The 22,579-nt window shown below is 73.6% G+C and carries 19 protein-coding genes and 1 pseudogene; 7 read left to right on the top strand and 13 right to left on the bottom strand.

Going from position 1 to position 22,579, the window contains the following annotated elements; all coding sequences use genetic code 11:
• Positions 1-75: 75 nt before the first annotated feature.
• The 8 genes from NYF13_RS28615 to NYF13_RS28580 all read right to left on the bottom strand — a co-directional run bounded on the left by NYF13_RS28615 (position 76) and on the right by NYF13_RS28580 (position 7,109).
• Positions 76-2,001 (bottom strand): penicillin-binding protein 2, encoded by a 1,926-nt coding sequence (locus NYF13_RS28615; protein WP_315660989.1) that lies wholly within the window; start codon positions 1,999-2,001, stop codon positions 76-78.
• On the bottom strand, positions 2,001-2,711 hold the full coding sequence (locus NYF13_RS28610) for a hypothetical protein (RefSeq protein WP_315660987.1): 711 nt from the start codon (positions 2,709-2,711) through the stop codon (positions 2,001-2,003). Before NYF13_RS28610 ends, NYF13_RS28615 begins: the two co-directional genes overlap by 1 nt.
• Positions 2,708-3,664, bottom strand: a complete 957-nt coding sequence (gene rsmH / locus NYF13_RS28605) for a 16S rRNA (cytosine(1402)-N(4))-methyltransferase RsmH (RefSeq protein WP_315660985.1) — start codon at positions 3,662-3,664, stop codon at positions 2,708-2,710. Before rsmH ends, NYF13_RS28610 begins: the two co-directional genes overlap by 4 nt.
• A gap of 218 nt (positions 3,665-3,882) precedes the next feature.
• A complete protein-coding gene (mraZ, locus tag NYF13_RS28600) occupies positions 3,883-4,314 on the bottom strand; it encodes a division/cell wall cluster transcriptional repressor MraZ (protein ID WP_315660983.1) in 432 nt (143 codons plus the stop codon).
• 450 nt (positions 4,315-4,764) lie between these two features.
• Complete coding sequence (locus NYF13_RS28595) at positions 4,765-5,541, bottom strand: ESX secretion-associated protein EspG (protein WP_315660981.1); 777 nt, start codon at positions 5,539-5,541, stop codon at positions 4,765-4,767.
• Positions 5,538-6,110, bottom strand: a complete 573-nt coding sequence (locus NYF13_RS28590) for a PPE domain-containing protein (protein WP_315660979.1) — start codon at positions 6,108-6,110, stop codon at positions 5,538-5,540. Before NYF13_RS28590 ends, NYF13_RS28595 begins: the two co-directional genes overlap by 4 nt.
• Positions 6,111-6,181: 71 nt before the next feature.
• Positions 6,182-6,739, bottom strand: a complete 558-nt coding sequence (locus NYF13_RS28585) for a DUF3558 family protein (protein WP_315660977.1) — start codon at positions 6,737-6,739, stop codon at positions 6,182-6,184.
• Complete coding sequence (locus tag NYF13_RS28580) at positions 6,732-7,109, bottom strand: hypothetical protein (RefSeq protein ID WP_315660975.1); 378 nt, start codon at positions 7,107-7,109, stop codon at positions 6,732-6,734. The genes NYF13_RS28585 and NYF13_RS28580 overlap by 8 nt, the downstream gene beginning before the upstream one ends.
• Positions 7,110-7,381: 272 nt before the next feature.
• Between NYF13_RS28580 and NYF13_RS28575 the strand changes: the two genes are divergently transcribed.
• From NYF13_RS28575 to NYF13_RS28565, 3 genes are all read left to right on the top strand, one after another.
• Positions 7,382-8,473 carry a MoxR family ATPase gene (locus tag NYF13_RS28575; RefSeq protein ID WP_315660974.1) on the top strand — a complete coding sequence of 364 codons (1,092 nt, stop codon included), beginning with the start codon at positions 7,382-7,384 and terminating at the stop codon, positions 8,471-8,473.
• Between the two features lie 24 nt (positions 8,474-8,497).
• The gene (locus NYF13_RS28570; protein WP_315660972.1) at positions 8,498-9,766 is read left to right on the top strand and encodes a DUF58 domain-containing protein; all 1,269 of its coding nucleotides are present in this window, start codon (positions 8,498-8,500) and stop codon (positions 9,764-9,766) included.
• A gap of 190 nt (positions 9,767-9,956) precedes the next feature.
• Positions 9,957-12,521, top strand: a complete 2,565-nt coding sequence (locus tag NYF13_RS28565; RefSeq protein ID WP_315660970.1) for a transglutaminaseTgpA domain-containing protein — start codon at positions 9,957-9,959, stop codon at positions 12,519-12,521.
• A gap of 225 nt (positions 12,522-12,746) precedes the next feature.
• Here the strand turns inward: NYF13_RS28565 and NYF13_RS28560 are convergent, their stop codons facing one another.
• From NYF13_RS28560 to NYF13_RS28550, 3 genes are all read right to left on the bottom strand, one after another.
• A complete protein-coding gene (locus NYF13_RS28560) occupies positions 12,747-13,154 on the bottom strand; it encodes a DUF3040 domain-containing protein (RefSeq protein ID WP_315660968.1) in 408 nt (135 codons plus the stop codon).
• Between the two features lie 1,032 nt (positions 13,155-14,186).
• On the bottom strand, positions 14,187-15,404 hold the full coding sequence (gene dinB / locus NYF13_RS28555) for a DNA polymerase IV (RefSeq protein ID WP_315661261.1): 1,218 nt from the start codon (positions 15,402-15,404) through the stop codon (positions 14,187-14,189).
• A gap of 63 nt (positions 15,405-15,467) precedes the next feature.
• Positions 15,468-16,199: a methyltransferase domain-containing protein gene (locus NYF13_RS28550; RefSeq protein ID WP_315660966.1), complete on the bottom strand. Its 732-nt coding sequence runs from the start codon at positions 16,197-16,199 to the stop codon at positions 15,468-15,470.
• A 116-nt stretch (positions 16,200-16,315) separates the two neighbouring features.
• Between NYF13_RS28550 and NYF13_RS28545 the strand changes: the two genes are divergently transcribed.
• The 4 genes from NYF13_RS28545 (at position 16,316) to NYF13_RS28530 (ending at position 20,063) form a co-directional block, all read left to right on the top strand.
• Positions 16,316-17,182: a ParA family protein gene (locus NYF13_RS28545; protein WP_315660964.1), complete on the top strand. Its 867-nt coding sequence runs from the start codon at positions 16,316-16,318 to the stop codon at positions 17,180-17,182.
• A gap of 3 nt (positions 17,183-17,185) precedes the next feature.
• Positions 17,186-17,989, top strand: a complete 804-nt coding sequence (locus NYF13_RS28540) for a DNA-formamidopyrimidine glycosylase family protein (protein ID WP_315660962.1) — start codon at positions 17,186-17,188, stop codon at positions 17,987-17,989.
• 435 nt (positions 17,990-18,424) lie between these two features.
• Complete coding sequence (locus NYF13_RS28535; protein WP_315660960.1) at positions 18,425-18,985, top strand: GNAT family protein; 561 nt, start codon at positions 18,425-18,427, stop codon at positions 18,983-18,985.
• A gap of 46 nt (positions 18,986-19,031) precedes the next feature.
• Entirely contained in the window at positions 19,032-20,063 is a 1,032-nt protein-coding gene (locus tag NYF13_RS28530) for a quinone-dependent dihydroorotate dehydrogenase (RefSeq protein WP_315660958.1), read from the top strand.
• On the opposite strand, the gene NYF13_RS28525 is transcribed toward NYF13_RS28530, so the two are convergent.
• Both NYF13_RS28525 and NYF13_RS36830 read right to left on the bottom strand, forming a co-directional pair.
• Positions 20,032-21,771, bottom strand: coding sequence for an allophanate hydrolase (locus NYF13_RS28525; protein WP_315660956.1), 1,740 nt, complete (start codon positions 21,769-21,771; stop codon positions 20,032-20,034). The two genes, NYF13_RS28530 and NYF13_RS28525, sit on opposite strands and share 32 nt — an antisense overlap.
• Before the next feature lie 631 nt (positions 21,772-22,402).
• Positions 22,403-22,522: pseudogene (locus tag NYF13_RS36830) on the bottom strand (hypothetical protein); the annotation flags it as partial.
• Positions 22,523-22,579 lie beyond the last annotated feature (57 nt).

The raw sequence follows: 22,579 nt of genomic DNA, 5'->3' as shown, positions 1-22,579 counted from the left end.
GCCGCCGAGGCCCCCGGCCCCACGTCGGACGTGGGGCCGGGGGCCTCGGGGACTCGGGGGCGCAGGAGCCGCGGCTCAGGGCTGGACGAGCGGGACCACCGGCGCCGGGCCGTCCGAGAGCGGGATCTGGTACCGCTGGGTCAGGTACGAGGCGATGGTGTGGAACAGCGGCGCCGCGGAGTGCCCGGCGGGCAGCGTGGTGTCCGGCGCGTCGAGCCGGATGCCGACCACGAACCGCGGGTGGTCGGCGGGCAGGATGCCGGCGAAGGTGATGTTGTACAGGTGGTCGCTGTAGGCCTTGGTCCGCGGGTCCACCTGCTGGCCGGTGCCGGTCTTGCCGGAGATCTGGTACCCCTCGAGCTCGGCGGTGGGCGCGGTGCCCGACTGCCCGCCCTTGGCGTTCTGCACCACCGCGCGGAACATCTCGCGCACGGTCTTGGCCGTCTGCGGGCTCACCACCTGCACCGGTTTCGGCGCGGGCTCCGGCACCAGGGTGCCGTCCGGGTTCTGCTTCGCCTTGACGACCCGCGGCGGCACGCGCAGCCCGTCGTTCGCGATCGCCTGGTACATCCCGGTCATCTGCACGACCGTCATGGACAGGCCCTGCCCGATCGGCAGGTTGCCGAAGGTGGTCGCCGCCCACTGGTCGCGCGCGGGCACGTAACCGGGGCTCTCGCCCGGCAGGCCGAGCCCGGTGCGCTGGCCGATGCCGAACCTCTTCAGCAGCGCCGAGTAGCGGTCCGGGCCGACCTGCTGGGCCAGCAGCAGGGTGCCGATGTTGGACGACTTGGCGAAGATGCCGGCCGTGGTGAAGTTCTGGGTGCCGTGCACCCAGGCGTCGTGCACGGTGGCGTCGGCGATCTGGAGCTGGCCGGGCACCGAGGTGGTGGACGTGGGCGTGGCCACGCCCTCGTCGATCGCCGCGGTGGCGGTGACGACCTTGTTCACCGAGCCCGGCTCGAACGGCGTGGTGACCGCGCGGTCGTTGAGCAGCTCGTCCTGGAAGGTGGACTTGTCGTTGGGGTTGAACGTCTGGTCGTCGGCCAGCGCGTAGACCTCACCGGTCTTCGAGTCCATCACCACGGCCTGGCCGCCCTTGGCGTGCGACTGCGCGACGTAGTCCCCGAGCTGGCGCTGCAGCTCGTACTGCAGGTCCGAATCGATGGTCAGCTCCAGGTCGGAGCCCGGGATGGCGGCCTGCAGCACGTGCTCGGTGCCCGGCAGGTACAGGTTGTCGTTGCCGTTCTGGGTGTTCACGATCTCCCGGCCCGGCGTGCCGGCCAGGTCGTTGTCCCGCGACTGCTCCAGCCCGACCACGCCGTGCAGGTTGTGCTTGGAGACGTCGGGGTCGTCCAGCCGCCAGTTGGCCAGCCCGACGATGTTCGAGGCCAGCGTGTCACCCGGGTACTCGCGCTTGGCCCGCTTCTCCACGGCGATCCAGGCGAACTTCTTCACGATGTCGTCGGCCACCGAGGGCTCGACGTCGTTGACCAGGTAGGTGAACGAGGCCGGCTTGTGCAGCAGCGTCAGCAGCTCCTGCTCGGTGCTCAGGTTCGGCACCCTGGCCGAGATGTACCTGGCCGCCGCGGTGACCTCGGTCTCGAAGTTCCGCCCCTTGCCCGGGTTCTTGGCCGCGTAGTCGTCCATCGACTTGTGCAGCGTCTTGAGGTTCACCGACAGGGTGCGCGTTTCCACGCTGAACGCCAGCTTGGCCCCATTGCGGTCCACAATGGACCCGCGCTGGGCCGGGATGTCGATGGTCAGCGTGCGCTGCCGCTCGGCCGCGGCCGACAGCGTCGGGGCCTCGAACCACTGCACCTGCACCAGTTTCGCGCCCGCGATCACCATCAGCGCGACCAGCAGGAGCCGTACGGCGGAGAACCGGCCCCGGTGCCCGCCGTTGGTGCGCTTGGCCACCGCGCGCCGGGTGCCCGCGGCGTAGGTGCGCCGCGCGCTGCCCGCCGCGCGCGCCCGCGCCTGGCTCGTCCGACCGGCCGCCATCACTGTCCCCCCTGGATCACGGGCCCGGCGTCGGCCGGCACCGCGGGCTGGTCCCCTTCGATCGGCGCGGTGCCCTGGGTCCCGGCGGCCGGGGCGACCGGCTCCGCGACCGGCGCCGGCTGGTCGTCGCCCTGGGCCTTGTGCGGATCGCCGACCAGCGTGGTCTTGCCGTCCGCACCCACCACCAGGCGCGCCGGGTCGCCGCCGGGCACCATGCCCAGCTGCTTCGCCGCGGGCGCGAGCGAGGCGGGCGACTGCGCCTTGGCCACCTCGCGCTCGAGCCGGCCCTTGGACTCGGCCAGGGTCGCGTTGGCGGTGCGCAGCTGCTCGAGCCGGTAGGAGTCGGCGATCGCCTGCGTGGTCAGCCAGAGCGTGGAGGCGACACCGGCCACGAGCAAGCCCATCATGATCAGCACGAAGGAGGCGCGCGACCGCGGCCAGCGCAGCCCGCGCTTGACCTTGGGCGTGACCTTCAGCGGGGTGGCCTCGGCCACCGCGCGCTTCGGCCCGCGCTGCTGGAGCAGGTCGGCCCGCTGGGCGCGGCGCGCGTAGGCCCGGTCCGCCGCCGTGGGCTTGCCGCGCGAACCACGCCGGGGCGAAGCTTCCGGCTGGGCGGTCTCCGGTTCCTGCTCGAGCGTGGTCCCCGCCTGCGCGCGCCGGCGGGTCGCCTGCTCGCCCGAACGGCGACGGGACTTCGTGGGTGCGGTCATCGCGGCTCTCCGATCCTCTGTGCTGCCCGCAGCCGCACCGAGGCGGCGCGCGGGTTGTGCTCGATCTCGCCTTCGCCGGCCTTCTCGGCCCCCCGCGTCAGGAGTCTCAGCTCCGGGCCGTGCCCGGGCAGCTCGACCGGCAGCCCCTCGGGTGTCCGGGACTTGGCCAGCGCCGCCAGGGCCTGCTTGACCAGGCGGTCTTCGAGCGACTGGTAGGACTCGACCACGATGCGGCCGTCCACGGCGAGCGCGGACAGCGCGGCGGGCAGAGCCCGGCGCAGCACCTCCAGCTCGCCGTTGACCTCGATCCGCAGCGCCTGGAACGTGCGCTTGGCCGGGTGGCCGCCGGTGCGGCGGCTCGCCGCGGGCACCGCGTCGTAGAGCAGCTCCACCAGCCGCCCGCTGCGGGTGAAGGGCTCCTTCTCCCGCGCGTTGACCACGGCCCGGACGATCCGCTGCGCGAACCGCTCCTCGCCGTAGTCGCGCAGGATCCGGATCAGTTCACCGGGTGCGTAGGTGTTGAGCACGTCGGCCGCGGTGAAGCCGGTGGTCGGGTCCATCCGCATGTCCAGCGGGGCGTCCTTCGCGTAGGCGAAGCCGCGTTCGGCGCGGTCGAGCTGCATCGAGGAGACGCCGAGGTCGAACAGGATGCCGTCCACACGGGACAGTCCGAGACCGTCGAGCGCCTCCGGGAGGCCGTCGTAGACCGTGTGCACGAAGTCGACCCGGTCGCCGTGGGGCGCGAGCCGCTCGGCCGAGCGCTCCAGCGCGGCGGGGTCGCGGTCCAGCGCGATCAGGCGAAGCCGGGGGAAGGCTTCGAGCAGGGCGTCGGAGTGGCCGCCGAGGCCGACGGTCGCGTCCACCAGCACGGCGTCGCGGTCGGCGAACGCGGGGGTGAACAGCTCGATGATGCGCGCCAGCAGTACCGGAACGTGCTCGGGCCCGTCCGTCACGGCTCCTCCCCCCTCTCGTGCTCGCCCACCCCGGGGAAGATGCGGCGGATGCCGTCAGGTCCCTGCCCGCCCGCTTGCCGACCTGGCACCGGGGAAGGTGCGCCAGGGTCAAAGAGCGGACAGAGGCCTCACGGCATCCGCGGTGGACGGCCTCCCGATGACCCGGCCACGGCCTACCTTCGTCCCCCGACGACGCAGGTGCTCCGCTGGCCACGTCCTCAGAAGACGCCCGGTAGAACTTCCTCTCGAGCCTTCGCGTAGCTGTCCTCGTGTTCGTCCAGGTAGCCCTGCCACGCTTGGGCGTCCCAGATCTCCAGCCGGGTGATCGCACCGATCACCACGCATTCCTTGCTCAGCCCGGCGTAGCGCCGGAGCTCGGACGCGATGGCGATGCGCCCCTGCCCGTCCGGGCGTTGTTCGTCGGTCCCGGCGAACAGGTAGCGCTGGTAGGCCCGGACCGCCTCGTTGGTGAACGGGGCGTCGGCGACCTTCCGAGCCATCTGCTCGAACTCGGCCCTGGGGAAGACGAAGAGGCAGTGGTCCTGCCCCTTGGTGATCATCAGCCCGCCGGCCAAGGCGTCGCGGAACTTGGCGGGAAGCGTGAGCCGCCCCTTGTCGTCCAGCTTCGGGGTGTGGGTGCCGAGGAACATCGGCCACCACCTCCCTACCGGCTCCGGTTTGGCGAACCACTCCAGCTCCGGCCACGGGGCTCCCTTCCGCCCCACTAATCACCACCGTACCCCACTTTTCACCACAGTCAACGCGAGAAACCCGCCCACCACTCCGTCGTGTCTGCCGTTTGCGCAGGTCAGAACGGTGGGTGCTGGTGGGGGGTGGGTGGGGGGCCGTGGTCAAGATCCCCCGCTGCGGGGGCGACGGGCAACCCGGACCGGGCCTGACGCGTCCGGTTTTCGTCCGTCTGAGGACCAATCCGCCCTACTTCGGGGGCTCGATGGGGACTGGGTGGGGGCCGGTGGGGAACGGGGTGGGGACCGGTGGAGAACGGGGTGAGGACCGGTGGGGATCAGTGGGCCGTCGCCGCCGGAGGACCTGCGGCCGGGACGGTCGTCGTTCGGGGGCTCGCCGCGCGCGCCCGGTGCTCAGTCCGAAGCGAACAGCCCGGTGATCCGCTCGGCCAGCCGGGCGCCGTCCACCGGGGAGACGTTCACCCAGTCCTGCCCGCCCCGGCCGGCCGAGGTGGACGCGCAGTAGGCGCCCACGTCGGTGTCGAACCAGGTGAAGCCGCCCAGCCGGGTCACCCGGCCGCCGGTACCCCGAGCATAAGCACTGAACTGCCCCGCCGCGTAGACCGGCCGGGCCTGGATGGCCAGCACCTCCCGCACCTGGGCCGCCGACGCCGCCGAGGCGGGGGCCGCCGCCGCAGCCGCCGTTCTGGCCCCGCGGCCGCCGAACAACGAGTCCTCGGCCCCGGCGACCTGCTCCGCGGGCAGGCTGACCCCGTACCCCGGGCCGGCGCCCAGCTCCGGCAGCAGCTCGACGATCGCGGTACCCAGTTCCCCGCCGCGGATCCCGCTCAGCGCGATCGTCTGCGAGGGCTGCACGGCCAGCACCCCGGACCGGCCGCGGACCGCGGCCACCGCGCGGAACGGCACCTCCGCCGTCATGTCGACCAGGGCTTCGCCGGCCACGAGCCGTTCGGCCCCGTCCAGCAGGCGCAGCCGTCCTTCCAGGACCGGGTCGACCGACCGCCCGTCGAACAGCCCGCGCTCGCCGAGGTTGCGGTAGACCTCGGCCCGGATCTCCGCCCGTTCACCGGTGGTGGACCCGACGCTGCGCACGGTCAGCGGCACCGGCGGGGGGCCCAGGCCCAGGTCGGTCCACAGCACGTCGAAGGCCGACGCGGAGACCCGGATCAAGCCGGCTGCCCCAGGGCCGGCACCGCCGGGAAGGCCACGCCCGGTACCAGGGCGTGCAACGCGGCGTCCCGGGTGTGCAGCACGTCGATCGCCTTCTGCCGCGCCGCCTCGGCTTCCGCGCGGCGGGCGTCCAGCACGGCCGACAGCCCGGCCAGCGCCAGCACGTTCCCGCTCGCCGCGGCCGAGCGGATCATCCCGGCCGGGTCGAGCTCCACCGGCGGCGGCATGTCCGCCCGGGCCCGCGCCGCGACCTCCGCCTGACCGGCCACGGACTCCCCGACCACCCCCGCCACCGCGGCCGAGTCGACGAGCCAGCCGGCGGCCCGGCCCAGCACCGCGCGCACCGCGTCCCCGGTCTCGCCCCGCCACGACTCCTGGCTGCCGGCGACCAACGAGGCCAGTTCCGCGGTGGAGTCACGCAGGCGGCGGGACAGCTCGCTCCAGCGCGCGCCCGCCGCACCGGCCGACGCCGGGTCGTTGCCCTGCTCGGTCTGGGCGGCCAGGGCCTCGTGGCTGTAGGACTCGTACCGGGCGGTCGGCTCCGGGACGGCCGGGAAAGCAGCGGACACGGCACACCTTCCGTTTCGCGGGGCGGTTTTCTCGGGCAGTTCTTCTGGAGCAGGGAGGTCAGGAGCGGGGGTCAGGGCAGCTTGGGCTCCACCAGACCGGCCACGGTGGTGGCCCGGGTGCAGGCGAGGGGGGTGTCGGCGAAGGTCGAGTTGCTGACGTCCACCTGCACGCTCGCGGAGCGGCCGACGCCGAGCAGCACCGCGCAGGTCCCGTCGGTGGCCTTGCGGTCCGCGAGCTGCACCGCCTGGTGCGCGCCCACCTTCTTCTTGGTGCGGGTGCCGTGCGAGACGTCGAGGTTGGACAGCCCGTTCTCCCCATCGAGGGTGACGGTGACGCCGAAGGTGGCCGGCGCGGTCCAGTCGCAGGCCCGCGCCTCGCCGATCGTCTTCGGCTTCCCGAGCTGGGTCAGCCCGGCGCTCGAGCGGTCCGCCGGCGAGAGCAGCGCGCACGGGTCGAGCCGAGCCAGGGAATCCGGCGCAGCCGAGGGGGCGGTTCCGGGAGCGTCGCCTCCGGTCGAAGGCAGCACGTGGGCGGCCATCGCGTTCTGGCCCGCGGGTACCCGGGCGCCGCAGGCGGCGACCGCGAGCAGCGCGGGAACCAGCAGCAGAAGCCTCGTGCGGTCAGCCACCGGAGCAGTCCACCCCGCCGGCCGCGTCCTCGTCCCGGTCCCGGTACTTCTCCAGGGCGCCGGCGATCCGCCGCTTCAGGTCTTCGAGCTCCTTGCCGAACGAGGTGAGCTGCTCGACGGCCGAGCTCTCGCCGCCGCCCATGCCGTAGCGCGCCATGAAATCGCCGACTTCGGCGGCGTACCCGCTGCCGAGCGGCACCGAGCGGCCGAGGACCTTGGCCTCGCGCACCATTTCGCCGACCACGTCCTGCAGCGCGCCGAGCTTCGCGTAGGTGTCGGCCGCCAGTTCCGGCGCCACGGCGAAGCCGCCGCGGCCGGAGCCGGTCAGTCCCGGCACGTCGGGCAGTGGCGCCGCTCCCACCTCGCTCATGTGCGGTTACGCCTCTCCGTAGTCGAGCGACCTCGGTTGGGAAGCATACGGGAAAGCGCTGGGTCAGCGGGATCACCCGGAAATGCCCCATCGCTCACCCGAAAGGGTCAAGGTGGGTGGTGGCACAGCGTCATCAGTGGGTGTTCGCGGGGTTGCGCCGCCGAGTTCGCCCAGGTTTGACACACTGAAGGGGAGGCTGATCGCTGCGTGGACAGTGAGCGACCCGGCGGAGCCGGTTAAACCCGCACAGCCCTGCGCCACCAGGAGGACGAGTGACGTCGAGAACCCAGTCCGCTTCCGCCGCCGCGACCCCGGGCGAGGCGGGCGGGCAGCCGGCCTACCCGGCGGCTGAGTCCCCGAACGGGCGACCGAACGGCCACGCACCCCGGGCCTCCCTCGAAGCCTCCCTCGAAGAGGTGCAGGAAACGGCCCGCCGGATCGCCGCGAACGTGGAGCGGGTGCTGGTCGGCAAGCCCGAGGTCATCCGGATCGCGCTGGTCACCCTGCTGGCCGAGGGCCACCTGCTGGTCGAAGACGTGCCGGGAGTGGGCAAGACCTCGCTGGCCAAGGCGCTGGCCCGGTCCATCGACTGCACCGTGAGCCGGGTCCAGTTCACCCCGGACCTGCTGCCCAGCGACGTCACCGGCGTCTCCATCTACAACCGGCAGACCGGCGAGTTCGAGTTCCGGCCCGGACCGGTGTTCGCCAACATCGTGGTGGGCGACGAGATCAACCGGGCCTCGCCGAAGACGCAGTCGGCGCTGCTCGAGTGCATGGAGGAGCACCAGGTCACGGTGGACACGAGCACCTACCGGCTCGACGCGCCGTTCATGGTGATCGCCACGCAGAACCCGATCGAGATGGAGGGCACCTACGCGCTGCCCGAGGCCCAGCGCGACCGGTTCACCGCGCGGGTGTCCATCGGCTACCCCGACCAGGCGGCCGAGCTGGCCATGGTCGACGAGCACGCCGGGCACAACCCGCTGGCGGAGCTGGGCCCGGTGTCCGACGGCGCGGCGGTCGAGCGGCTGATCGAGACGGTGCGCGCGATCCACATGGCCCCGGAGGTCCGCCGGTACGCCGTGGACCTGGCCGCCGCGACCCGGCAGGCCCCGGAGATCCGGCTCGGCGCCTCCCCCCGCGCGACGCTGCACCTGGTGCGGGCGGCGCGGGCGCAGGCCGCGCTGTCCGGCCGGGAGTACGTGGTCCCGGACGACCTGCACGCGGTCGCCGGTCCCGTGCTGGCGCACCGGCTGGTGCTCACCACCGAGGCGCACGCGGCCCGCCGCTCGGCCACCGACGTGGTACGCGCCGTGCTGCACCGCGTGCCCGTCCCGCAGGGCTCGGCCGGGACCCGGTCGTAGCTCCCCCGAAGCAGAGAGGACCGCATGCTGCGCGCACTGTCCGGCCTGACCACCCGCGGCCGCTGCCTCCTGGCCGCGGGCATCGCCGCGGCGGTGTGCTCGCTGGTGCTCAACGAGCGTGACCTGCTGCGCGTCGCCATCTTCGTGGTGGCGCTGCCGATGCTGGTCGCCGCGTACATCTCGGCCACCCGGCTGCGCCTCGGCGCGGCGCGGGCGCTGCGGCCGGAGCGCGTCTCGGCCGGGGCGAGCAGCGAGGTCCACCTCGAGCTGTGGCGCAGCGGACGGCTGCCGGGCGGCGAGGTGCTGCTCGAGGACGGCGTGCCCTACGCACTGGGCTCGCGGCCGCGGTTCGTGGTCGAGCGGCTGCCGCACGACCGCCGGGTGCTGCTGCGCTACCCGCTGAAGCCGGTGCTGCGCGGGATCCAGCAGGTCGGACCGTTGCGCGCGACCATCACCGACCCGTTCGGGCTGTGCGAGTTCGAACGTGAGCTGATCGGCCACTCGCGCCTGGTCGTGGTTCCGCGGGTGGTTTCGCTGTGGGGCCTGCCCGGCGGTTCCGGCTCGGGCGCGGGCGACGACGGCACCGTCCGCCTGCACGCGGGTCAGGGTGAGCCCGACGTGATCGTGCGCCACTACCGCACCGGCGACGACATGCGGAAGGTGCACTGGCGCTCCACCGCGCGCCGCGACGAGATCATGGTCCGCGTCGAGGAACGCCCGTGGCGCGGAGGCACCACCCTGCTGCTGGACCACCGCGCGGCCGCCCACCACGGCACCGGCCCGGCGGCCAGCCTGGAGTGGGCCGTGTCGTTCACCGCCTCGGTGGCCCTGCACCTGCGCCGCTCGGGCCACCACGTGCGGCTGGTCAACGAGCACGGCCTGACCCTGGCCGATGCCCCGGCCGACAGCGGCGACGGCTACGACAACGTCGTGCTCGACGCGCTGGCCACCCTGCAGCCCGCGCACCAGCGCGACATCACCCTCGGCCACGACCCGGCGGAAGGCCAGGAGCTGATCGCCGTGCTGGGCACGGTCAGCGCGGAGTCGGTGCACGAGCTGTCCCGCTACCGCCGCCGCGGCGTCCGCAGCCTCGCGGTCCTGCTGGACACCCCGAGCTGGTCCGGCCCCCCGACCGGCCAGCGCGCCTCGGCCACCGGAGACTCGGCCGAACTGCTCCGCGCCGCCGGCTGGGGCGTGGTCGTCGCCGGCCCGGATTCGCCGATGCCCGAACTGTGGTCCGAACTCTGCCGCACCGGTTCCCACCGCGGCGCCCTGATCGGCGGCCAGCGATGAGGGCGGTAGCAGTGGGTGGCTCGCAAACCGCGGCGCCGCAGGTGGTTCACACCGCTCCCCCGCACTCGGCCGCTGGGAATTGGACCGCTGCGAATTGGGACCCTGCGAATTGGACCGCTGAAGATCGGGCCACCGCGCGCCCGGCCACCGTGGGCCCGGGCCGTCCCGTCCGGCTGACCGGGGGTGTCCGATGACCGCCACGGCCCCGCCGCGTCCGCCGATTCCGCACACGCCCACACCGCGGCCTGCGGCGCCGGAATCGGCGTGGGCGAGCGGTGTGCTGCCTCCGGCCGCGGCGGGGGGCGCGACGCTCTGCGCGGCCACCTCGCTGACCGGTGTCGTGCACGGCTGGGCGTGGTTCGGGTACCTGCTGGTCGCCGTCATCCTGGTCGCGGCGACCGGGCTGGCGCTGCGCTCGCTGCGGGCGCCGACCGTGGTCGTCGGGCTCGGTCAGTTGCTGGTGCTGCTGTTCCTGGTCACCGGCGCGTTCACCACCCAAGGCGTCCTGAAGGTCTTCCCCGGCCCGACGGCGTTCGGGGAGTTGCAGGCGACGCTCGTGGCCTCGGCCGAGCAGATCCGCACCGGACTGCCGCCGGTCGAGGGCACGCAGCCGATCCTGTGCCTGGTGACGATCGCGATCGGGCTGGTCGCGGTGCTCGTCGACACGCTCGCGGTGTCCGCCGCGGCCCCGGCCGCCACCGGACTGGTGCTGCTGTGCGTCTACGCGGTGCCCGCGGCGCTGTCCGACAGCCTGCTGCCGTGGTGGACCTTCCTGCTCGGCGCGGCCGCGTTCCCCTGCCTGCTCGCCATCGACGGCAGCCACCGCCACCGGCGCTGGCGCACCCGTGACGCCCCGGGCTCTGGCGGCCCCGCCCGAGCGCTGCAGGCCCCCGTGGCCGTGGTCGGCGCCGCCCTCGCGCTCGGACTGCTCGGCGGTGGGATCACCGTGGTCGGCACGGTCGGCAAGATCCCGTTCGGGGCCAGTGGCGGCACCGGCGGAGACGGCGCGGGCGGGTTCGGCGGGGCCCCGTTCACGCAGCTGCGCGGGCTGCTCGACCAGGGCGCGAACACCGAGTTGTTCCAGGTCCGCGGCCTCGGCTCGGACCGGCGGCTGCTGCGCGCGTTCACCCTCGACACCTACACGCCGAACAAGGGCTGGGGCCTGCGCGGCGACGGCCAGGCGCAGACCGGCGTGCTCGCCGGCTCCACCCTGCCCGCGGCCCCCGGCGACGACGGCAGCAGCGTCTCCCGGCAGATCCAGATCCAGCCCACCCGCTGGGTCGACAACTGGCTGCCGGTCTACGGCGCCCCGCGCGCCCTTCGCGGCGTCTCGCCGCAGTGGCTGTACGACCGGGTGAGCGGCTCCGTCTTCACCACGAAGAGCGAGCCCGCGCCCCCGTACGTCGAGACGGCTTCGCTCCAGGAGCCGACCGCTGCGGACCTGCGCGTCACCGAACCGAAGTCCGACGAGGTGCCGGCGATCTACCGGACCATCAGCCGCGTCGACCAGCGCGTGGTCGCGAAGACCGACCAGATCGTGGCGGGCCAGGCCAACGATTTCGACAAGGCGAGCGCGCTGTGGCAGTTCTTCAGCGCACAGAACGGTTTCGTCTACGACACCAAGACCGCCGACGCCACCGACGCCGACGCGCTCGCCGACTTCATCCTCAACGGCAAGCGCGGATACTGCGAGCAGTACGCGTCCGCGATGGCGGTGATGCTGCGGGTGGCGCACATCCCCGCGCGCGTCGCGATCGGCTTCACCCCGGGCGTGCAGCGGGGCGACTACCAGTCGATCAGCTCGCAGGACGCACACGCGTGGGTCGAGGCGTACTTCGGCGACAAGGGGTGGGTCAGCTTCGACCCGACGCCGCTGGCCGACGGCCGTGGCATCGTCCCGCCGTACCTGCAGCAGAACGATCCCGGCACCCAGCAGCCGAACGCGACCGAAGACGTGCCGACCGCGCCGAAGTCCAACGCCCCCTCGGCGAACGGCCCGCAGGCCAAGAACCCGGGCCAGGCCGCGCCCGGACCGGCTCCGGACCAGGGTCCGGGCAACGGCTGGCTGCTCGTGCTCGCCGCCGTGCTGGCGGTGCTCGGCGGTGTGGCCGTGCTGCTGGCGTACCTGCTGCGTTCTTCGCGACGGCGCGGCGGCCCGGGGAGCCCGGCGGCGAGTTCCGGCGTCCCGCCGCCACCGGACGCGGACGGCAGCTTGCTGGTCCACGCCCCCGCCGCGGCTCCCGGTCGCGTCCACCTGGCCGCGCTGTGGCTGCCCCTGGCCGCGGGCGTGCTGTTCGTGGCCGCGGCCGGGTTCCTGGCCGCGCTGGTGGCCTGGTGGTTCGCGCTGATCGTGGTGCTGGTGCTCGCGGGACTCGGCGGCCCGGCCGCCGTGCGCGACTTCCTGCGCCGCCGCCGTCTCCAGGCCATCGCGACCCACGCGCCGGATGCCGCGGACGCGGCCTGGCGGGAGCTGAAGGCCGAGTGCGCCGACCGGGGGGTGCCGATCTCGGACAGCGACACCGTCCGGGTGGCCGGCCGGAAGATCGCCGCGGGCAATCACCTGGACGAGTCCGGCCGCGAGAGCCTGCGCACGGTGGTCGACGCGGTCGAGCGGACCTGGTACAGCGACGTCCCCGCCGCGGATCCGCAGCTGGGCCCGTCGTTCGACGAGCTGCGCCGCGGTCTGGGCCGGACCGCCCCGTTGCCCTGGCGCGGCCGGTTGTTCCCGAAGTCGGTGCTGCGCCGCCGTTCCTGACCGTGGCCCGGCGGTTGCCGGGAACCGGTGGCCGGCCGAGGCCCGGGAGCGGGCTGGCCTCGCACCCGGGTGATGAGCGGACCTGTCCGCGCGGTGGGAGCGAACGGGCCGTTCGCGTCAGCCGGAGCGACGCGCAGCCCGCCGCGGATCGTCGTTCGCGCGCACGAGAAATCCGCACTCCGCCCCCATGAGGGACGAGGCGCGGATCTCGAAAGCCGTGGCGCGTTACTGCTCTTCGAAGCGCTGGCGGAAACGTTCCTCCATGCGCTGGGTGAACGAGCTGCGACGGCTCGGCTGCTTGCCGCCGCCTCCCCCGCTGTCGTGGGGGCCGCTGTCCTTGCCGCTGTCGCCCTGGCGCAGGGCCGACATGGCCATCAACACCCCGAAGAACATCACGAGGAACCCGAGCACGCTGATCAGCGGGATGTCGGCGACCCGCAGCACGGGCACCACCACCCCCAGCACCAGCAGCGCGACGCCCACCACGAACAGGGCGATCCCCTGGATGCGCCGCCGGCGGGCGGGCCGGCGCATCCGGGTGCCTCGCACCGTCGATGCGAACTTGGGGTCCTCGGCATAGAGCTCGCGCTCGATCTGATCGAGCAGCCGCTGCTCATGCTCGGAGAGTGGCATCTTTCCTCCTCCGGCACAGCTGTCGCGGGCGCCGGGCCGCGCAACGTCCTGGACCCAACAGCCAACCCCAGGCGGGGTGGCACTGTCCAGGATACGAGCCCCGCGCGCGTCCGACTACCCGATCCCGCATCCGGACGGGATCAAATTGGGAGAAATCTCGCTCGACGTGGGTCGACCCGGGGTCACCGCGACCGAACTCACGCCACCCACCAGGTCGGGCACACCCCAGGCAGCCTGCGCCGACCCTTCCGTCCGGCCCCGGTGACCCCATCGGACCCGTCCGTCGGTCGGTCCGAGATCCGCTGCGCCACGGAACCCGGCCATCACCCCACGGGGTGGTGACAACTCCGGCCGGGACCCCCGCCCCCGGCGACGACTCGATCCCGGGGCGTGTGGACAAGGCGCCCGGTGCGGTTGCAGCATTGCCCGAGGTACCGCCGGGCCGGTCCGGCCCGCCCGGTCCAGGCCAGATCCGATCCGGACCCAGGCCAGGCAAGGCCAGGCCAGACTCGGTCCGGGCCAGGTCCAGTCCAGGCCAGATCCGGGCCAAGCCAGGCCAGGTCCGGTCCGGTCCGGTCCAAGCCAGGTCTGGTCCAAGGCAGGCCAAGCCAGGTCCGGTCCGGTCCAAGTCCGGTCCGGTTCAAGGCAGGCCAGGCCAGGTCCATTCCAGGCCAGATCGGTCCGGGCAGAGCCGGGCCGCACCGGACCGATGCGGTCTGGGCGGACAGGGCCGGGTCCGTCCAGGCCCCTCGGCACAATCGCCAGAAGCCAGCGACGGCCCGGCATAGCCGCCAGTAGGCCCGGCGAACCCCAAAGATGCCTAGCAACCCCCCGGCAGCCTCCGGAAACTTCCGGCCAACCACGAACACGCCCGGCAAATCCCGGAGACGCCCGGCAGACTCCAGAAACTATCGGCAAGCCCCAGCGCCCTCAGGCAAATCCCGGCGCCTTCAGGCAGCCCCAGCGCCTCCCGGCAAAGCCCACAACCTTCCGGCAAAGCGCGGCGCCTCCCGGCCAGGCCCACCAGCAGCTTCACTCCCCTCGTGGGGCCAGTAGCGACGCCGGACGGACGGCTGCGGCGCCGTACTTGGTGCGGGCGATGTCGGCGGCCAGTTCCGCGTCGCGCCAGCGGGGTTCGGTGCTGGTGAACTGGAGCTGCTCGCCGCCTTCGCCGGTGTCGAGGCTCTCGACGCGGACGCCGATCAGGCGGACCGGGCCGGTGGGGGCGTGCTCGGCCAGCAGCTCCACGGTGGTGCGGTGGATGTCGCGGGCCACGTCGGTGGCCGAGGGGAGGGTGCGGGCGCGGGTGATGGTGCGGAAGTCGCCGAAGCGGACCTTGATCGAGACGGTGCGGCCGCGCAGCCCGCGGGCGCGCAGGGTGGCGCCGACCCGTTCGGCCAGGCGGAGCAGTTCCAGGCCCAGTTCGGCGCGGCTGTGCCGGTCGACGTCGAAGGTGCGCTCGGCGCCGATCGACTTCTCCGCCGACTCCGGGACCACCGCGCGGTCGTCGTGGCCGTTGGCCAGTGCCCACAGGTGGTCGCCGACCGCGCGGCCCACCGACCGCCGCAGGCGGGCCGGCGGGGCCGCGGCGACGTCGGCGATCGTGTGCAGACCCTGCTGGCGCAGGTGCTCCTCGGTGCGCTGCCCGACGCCCCAAAGGGCCGAGACCGGCAGCGGGTGCAGGAACGCCAGCGTCTCCGCCGCCGGGACCACCACCATGCCGTCCGGCTTCGCCATGCCCGAGGCGAGCTTGGCGATGTACTTCACCTTCGCCACGCCCACCGAACAGGTGATCCCGTGCTCGGCCACCACCCGTTCCCGGATCCGCGCGCCCAGCTGGGCCGGGGTGGCCCCCAGCCGCCGCAGCGCGCCGCCGACGTCCAGGAACGCCTCGTCCAGGCTCAGCGGCTCGACCAGCGGGGTCAGCTCCCGGAAGATGTCCATCACGCCCCGCGAGACCTCGCCGTAGAGCCCTGAGGTGGGCTGGATGCAGACCAGCTGCGGGCACAAGCGCTTCGCCATGGAGAACGGCATCGCCGAGCGCACCCCGAACCGGCGGGCCGGGTAGCTGGCCGCGGCCACCACCGAGCGCGGGCCGCCACCGGCCACGACCACCGGCCGGTCCACCAGCTCGGGCCGCGTGCGCAGCTCACAGGCGACGAAGAACGCGTCCATGTCGACGTGCAGGATCGGGCAGCCGGTGTCGTCCGGCAGCGCCGCGGCCCCGGTGGTGACGCGGTAGCGGGCCATCCCGCTCGGCAGTTCGGTGTTTCTCCCCACGCCCGCGGACGCTACCCGGGGGCACCGACAGTTTCAGGCGCGCCGGGCCATCGCGTGCAGCCGGGCCGCGACGTCGCGCAGCGCGGGCACCACCGAAGCGGCCAGTTCGAACTCCGCCAGCTCGTCTTCGCGGACCTCGCCGGCCACCACGTCCGAGATCACCCGGTCCCCCTGCAGCAGGCTCACCTCGAGCCCGGCGGCGAGCAGCCCCTCGGTCAGCCCGGCCGTGTCGAACCGGCGCAGCACGGTGTCCCGCTCCCCCGGCGCGACGCCGCCATCCCCGTCGAGCAGCCGCTGGGCTTCGGCGATCCGGCCGGCCAGCGCGCGGTGCAGCACGGCCGCGTTGCGGTTGGCCACCAGCACCGAGACGGCCCCGCCGGGTGCGACGGCGGCCGCGAGCGCGGCGAGCACCACGGCCGGGTCGTCGACCACCTCGAGCAGTCCGTGGGCCAGCACCAGGTCGGCCGAACCGGCCGGCACGTGGGCCGCGAGGGCGTCGGAGTCGTCCGCGATCACCGTGATCCGGTGCGAGACCGCTTCCTCCTCCGCGCGCCGCCGGAGCGTGGCCAGCGCGTCCAAGCTGGGCTCGACCACGGTGACCAGGCAGCCGGCCCGCGCGAAGGGCACCGCCCAGCCGCCGCTGCCCCCACCGACGTCGACCACGACGGGCTGCTCCACCCCCCGGGCGCGGGCCGCGCGCAGCTCCGCCTCGAGCGCCCGGCGAACGGCGCCGGAACCCCGGGCGGCCACGGTGTCCGTGTTCATAGTCGGACAGGGTAGTGCCCCTGTCCTGGTCACTCGCCGTCACCCGCACCGCCCGGCAGCGGTGTTCGGCCCCTTCCTCGGCGCCGATCCGGGCGACGGGCCGTAGGCTGTGCCGAGTGCACACGGTCGCCGTACTCAGCCTCAAGGGTGGCGTCGGCAAAACGACGGTCGCGCTCGGTATCGCGTCGGCCGCGCTGCGTAGGGGGACGCGGACCCTCGTCGCCGACCTCGACCCGCAAGGCAACGCCACCACCTCGCTCGACCCGCCCTACACCGACGCCACGCTCGCCGACGTCCTGGAGACCCCGGCCCGCGCCGTGCTGGAGCGGGCCATCGCGCCGAGCGTGTGGTCCGAGGAGGTCGACGTCCTGGTCGGCGCCGAGGAGCTGGAGCTGCTCAACGAACCCGGCGACGAGGGCCGCCGGCTGGAGAACCTCTCCCGCGCGCTCGACGAGCTGCACCAGCGGCCGCTGCGCGAAGACCCGTACGAGCTGGCGATCGTCGACTGCCCGCCGTCGCTGGGCCGGCTGACCAAGTCGGCGCTGGTCGCGGCGGACAGCGCGCTGATCGTCACCGAGCCCACGATGTACGCGGTGGCGGGCGCCCAGCGCGCGCTGGAGGCGATCGAGCGGATCCGCGAGGAGCACAACCCGGACCTGCGCCCGATCGGGGTGCTGGTGAACAAGCTGCGCGTGCGCTCCTACGAGCACCAGTTCCGGGTCGCGGAGCTGCGGGAGAACTTCGGCTCCCTGGTGATGCCGACGGCGATCCCGGACCGGCTGGCGGTGCAGCAGGCCCAGGGCGCGTGCAGCCCGATCCACGAATGGCACTCGCCCGGCGCGCAGGAGATCGCGCTGACGTTCAACATGGTGCTGGCCAAGATCCTGCGCTCCAGCCGCGCCGGACGCCACCGGGTGCGCAGCGAAGAGGACTCGCCGGACACCACCGACGCGCCGGCCGAGCTCTCCGGCAACGCGGGCTGAGCCGTGCCCGAAGGTGACACGGTCTTCCTCGCCGGGAAGCTGCTCGACAAGGCGCTGGCCGGGAAAACGCTGGTACGGGGCGAGTTCCGCCATCCCGCGCTGGCCGGGGTGGACCTTTCCGGGCACGAGGTGCTCGGCGTCGACACGGTGGGCAAGCACCTGTTCACCCGCTTCTCCGGTGAGCTGACCCTGCACAGCCACCTGCGCATGGACGGCACCTGGCGGATCCACGCGGCCGGGGCGAAGTGGCCACTTCCGGGCCATCACGCGCGGGTGGTGCTGACCACCGCCGACCTCGAGGCCGTCGGCTTCCGCCTGCACGACCTGGACCTCGTGCCGTCCGCCGAGGCGCCCGGGCTGGTCGCCCACCTCGGCCCCGACCTGCTCGATCCACAGTGGACCGACGAGCACGCGGCCCGCGCCGTCGCCGCGCTGGGCGCCGAGCCGGGCCGCGAACTGGGCGAAGCCCTGCTGGACCAGCGGGTCATGGCCGGCGTGGGGAACATGTACAAGGTGGAGATCTGCTTCCTGCTCGGGGTCTCGCCGTGGACTCCGGTGTCCGAAGTGGACTTGACGAAGACCGTGGCACTGGCCCGGCGGCTGCTGCTCGCCAACGCCTGGCGGCACGAGCAGATCACCACCGGCGACCCCGGCCGCGGCCGGCAGAACTGGGTGTACGGACGCGGCCGCCCGGGCTGCTTCCGCTGCGGGGGCCGGGTGCGGGTGGCCGATCAGGGCGAGGGCGTCCGGCGCCGGCCGACCTGGTTCTGCCCGCGCTGCCAGCCCGGACCGGCCCCGGCGGGCTGAGCCCCGCGCGTTCGCGGACGGCGGACGCAGACCGCGCCCGGCCGCCGATCACGGAATTGATGTTGCCGCGCACCGAGGTTCGCGGTTAGCGTGGTCTTACACGAGAGAGGAGGTGGTCCTAAGTTGTATTCACACAGGACTCGTGAGGTGACTGTCCGCTAGCGGATAGCACGCGTAGGGACTTTGAGCAGCGATGCAACACGAGCCACCTTCGGCTCATCGCCTGCTTCGCGTGTGTGCCTGATAGCGAATACCAGGCAGCCACCGGGCTCCCGGGGCCCTCGGGCACCGGTCCGGCTCGGGCTCGGACGTTTGACGGCGTCCGAGAGCCGCCCCGGGAGCACCCCTCGATCTTTCGCACTTCCCCGTCGGCTCCGGCCGGAGCCGACGGCGGATACCCATCCTGTACGGACGAAGGTGGCCAGCCTGAACGGCGTGCTCAGGCCCGACTATCCGATCGCCACCGAGCGGATCGTGCTGCGCCCGTTCCGGCCGGACGACCTCGACGCGCTGAACTCGATCCAGTCCCGCGCCGACGTGACCCGCTACCTGTACTGGAGCCCGCGCAGCCAGGCCGAGTCGGCCGCCGCCCTCGCGAAGCGCGTGCACAGCTCGACCATCAGCCAGGACGGCCAGATGCTCGCCGTGGCCGTCGAGCTCGCCGCCACCGGCCGGCTGATCGGCGACCTGAACCTCGAGTACCTGAGCGCCGAGCACCGCCAGGGCGAGATCGGCTTCGTCTTCCACCCCGACCACCACGGCCGGGGGCTGGCCCTGGAGGCGGTCACCGAACTGCTGCGGCTGGGCTTCGAAGACTTGGGCCTGCACCGGATCGTCGGCCGCTGCGACAGCCGCAACACCGCGTCCCAGGCCCTGATGGAACGCCTCGGTATGCGCCAGGAGGCCCACCTGAGGGAGAACGAGGTCGTCAAGGGCGGGTGGACCGACGAGCTGGTCTACGCCGTGCTCGAAGACGAGTGGAAGACCACACGCTGACCGGGTTCCGGACGCCGGGCGCCCGGGCATGGGGCAGCATGGGGCCGTGCTCTTCGACAAGATCGTCCGGCCCGGGCTGTACCGGCTGGCCTTCCACGACCCCGAGCTGGTGCACGAGCGCACCGTCGCGCTGCTGGCCCGGACCGCACCCGCGCTCCGGCCGCTGAGCCCGCTCTACCGCACCGAAGACCCGGTGACGTTCCTCGGTCTGCGCTTGCCCAACCGGGTCGGCCTGGCCGCCGGGATGGACAAGAACGGCCGTGCGCTCGCGGCCTGGCCCGCACTGGGATTCGGTTTCGTCGAGGTTGGCACGGTGACCCGGTACCCGCAGCCGGGCAATCCGCGGCCGAGGCTGTTCAGCCTGCCCACGAGCGACGCCGTGATCAACCGGATGGGCTTCAACAACGAGGGCGCGCAGGCGCTCGCCGACCGGCTGGCCGCCCACGGGAAACCGGCCGTGCCGCTGGGGATCAGCATCGGCAAGTCCAAGGTGACCCCGCTCGGCGAAGCCGTGGAGGACTACCGCTTCTCGCTGCGCGCGCTGCACCCGTACGCGGATTACTTCGCCATCAACGTCAGCTCGCCGAACACCCCCGGGCTGCGCGAACTGCAGGACAAGACCGCGCTGGCCGAGCTGCTGGGCGAGCTGCGCCGGACCTCGGCCGAGCTGGGCGGGAACACCCCGCTGCTGGTCAAGGTCGCCCCCGACCTCACCGACGAGGCGCTGGCCGAGCTGCTGGAGGTCTGCCTGCAGCACGGCGTCTCCGGGCTGATCGCCACCAATACCACCCTGTCCCGCCAGGGCGTCGCCCCGGCCGAAGCGCACCTCGCCGCCGAGGCCGGCGGGCTGTCCGGCCGCCCGCTGACCGCGCGGTCGCTCGAAGTGGTCCGGTTCGTCCACGAGCGCACCGGGGGCCGGCTGCCGATCATCGGCGTCGGCGGCATCCTCGGCCCCGACGACGCGTCGCGGATGCTCGACGCCGGGGCTTCGCTGATCCAGCTCTACTCCGGCTTCGCGCTGCACGGGCCCGGGCTGGTGCGCCGGATCAGCCGGGGGATCGCCGGTCGGCCGTGCTGACGAACCTCAGGTAGCCGCGCCAAGAGTCGTACCGGTCCAGGGGTTCACCCGTGACGCCGTGGCCGGCCAGCACCGCGAGCACCGTGCTGCCGTCCTCCAGCTCGACCCGCCCGAGGACCAGGGGCTCCGGCAGCCCGCCGGCGAACCGGCCGAACGCCCCGGGGGAGAACCGCCAGCGCTCGCCGTCGAGAGCCGTTTCGCCCGGGAGCACCCCGGGCTGCGGCGGTTCGGCCTCCAGCCGCACCATGCGGTACCGCTCGGCGGTGCGGACCGGCCCGGTGAACCGGGCGCAGTCGAGGCATCCGTGCAGCGGCTGGCCGCGCAGGTGCGCGCCGAAGACCACCACGTCGATGCCCTCCACCGGATACGGTTCGCGCTCCTGCTCACCGGTGAGCACCGCGGCCAGGTCGAACCCGATCTGATCCTCGAACGCCCGGGTGGCGATGGTGACGCCGAACGGCCGCTGGTCCCCCGGCGCCACCGGCGCCGTGACGGCCGCGAAGTCGAGCACGTTGACGAAGCTGCTGTACCGGCCGAGCCGGCTGCTCACGCCGACCGGGTCGGCCAGTGCCTCGGTGATCGCCGGGTGGTCGGTGACCGTGGGCAGCAGCAGGGCGTCGTGGCCGGCGAGGACTTCCCGGGACCGTGCGCGCAGTTCGGCCACGCGGCCTTGGACTTCGGCCAGCTCGTGCGCGAGGTGCCGGCCCGCGGCCGCGACGATGCCGGAGACCGTGGGGTCGGCCCCCTCCGGGTGCCCGGCCAGGAACTCCCCCGCCGAGGCGTGCCGTTCGGCCACCAAAGCGCTGCCGTAGAGCAGTTTCCCGGCGTCCAGGAGGGTGCTGACGTCCACGGCCTCGATGCTCGCGCCGGCGGCCTCCAGCGCGCGCACCGCGACGTGGAACGCCTGGCGGGCGGCGGCGCCGAGCGGGGCGAGACCGGCCTCGTCCGGGATCGCGACGCGCGGCCGGGGCCCGGCGCTCAGCCGGACATCGGCGGGCCAGACGCGCACGGCCGGGTCGACGCCGTCGGGCCCGGTCATCACGGCCAGCGCGCGCTGGCCGAGGGCCAGGCTGCGGGCGAACACCGAAACGCAGTCGAACGAAGGTGCTGCCGGGACCACGCCGGTCTTCGGCACCAGCCCGAGGGTGGGTTTGAGCCCGACCACCGCGTTCAGCGCCGCGGGCACCCGGCCCGAGCCGCCGGTGTCGGTGCCCAGCGCCAGATCCGCGATGCCCAGCGCCACGGCCACGGCGGAGCCGCTGCTGGACCCGCCCGCCACCCGGTCGGGGCCGAGTGCCGAGGCCACCGGGCCGTACGGGCTGCGGGTACCGGTGAGCCCGGACGCGAACTGGTCCAGGTTGGTCTTGCCGAGCACCACCGTGCCGGCCGCGGTGAGCCGTGAGACCACCGTCGCGCTGGTCGCGGGAACGCGGGAGAAGCCGGGACAACCGGCGGTGGTCGGCGTCCCGGCGACGTCGACGAGGTCCTTCACCGCGAGCACCGTCCCGGCCAGCGGGAGGTGCTCGCCGGCCCGGACCCGCTCGTCGACGGCCTTCGCGTCGAGCAGCACCTCCTCCCGGGCGCGCAGCGTGATCCAGATTTCGGGGCGGCCGGCCGCGGCGATCCGGTCGAAGGCGGCCACCACCCGCTGGTGCGCGCTGGGCTGGGCAACGGGGACGGGTTCGGCTTCCGGCGGGAGCGTGGTCACGGGGCGTCCTTTCCTCGGCGCTTCGAGAAAGTCCACTGTGTACAGATCCACTGCGGGCCGTCGCACCGTGCGCGTGCGGCGGCGCGGAACCTCAGGGCTCAGCACCGTCCCGGTCGGATGCGCCCACCGGTGGCCTGGGAAATACGTTAAGCAGCCCACGTTTCCGCGGCCGGACGATTCCGATTACGCCCGTGTTTCGATCCTCGATCGCCGCGCTGCCGTCCAGACGCCGGGTGCGGCCGCTTGGGCCGGGGTGTCGTCCCGGAACCGGATCAGGAGAGGTCTTTGAGGGCCAGCGCGAGCCCGGCGAGGTGGTCGGTGGCGTCGGTGAGGGCTTCGCGCGAGGCGCCCAGCCCGTCGCTGCTGGCGGCGACCGCGCGGCCCGCGGCGGCGACCAGGCCGCCGTAGCCCTCGATGCCGTCGTCGAGCTGCTCCCGCAGCTTGCCCACGGCCGCGTCGAGGGCGCCGCGCTCCCGCGACGGCGCCGAGTTGCGGCCGCGTTCGATGGCCTGGATCCGCCCGGCCAGCCCGCGCAGCGCTTGCGCAGCCTGCTCGGCCGTCGCCCGGGCGTCGGCCACCGAGATCTCCGGCACGGGCAAGGTGCCCAGCGGGGACGGCACCGAAAGCTGGTTCAGCAGCTCAGCCAGGGAGGCTTCCGATTCCGCCAGGCGCTCCATCGGCTCCCGGGCCAGGGAGCCGGCCGCGGGCAGCGGCGGCGGCGCGCTCGGCGTGGACGGCAGCCGGATCTGGTTGAGGCCGCGCAGCTTGAGCCCGGTCCGCACGCTGAACGTGCCGAACACCACCGTGG

The sequence above is a fragment of the Amycolatopsis sp. PS_44_ISF1 genome (assembly GCF_032335455.1).
In the GTDB taxonomy this organism is placed as follows: Bacteria; Actinomycetota; Actinomycetes; order Mycobacteriales; family Pseudonocardiaceae; genus Amycolatopsis.
Note: the sequence above shows the minus strand (reverse complement) of the source record. Positions and strands in the feature narration are given on the sequence as shown.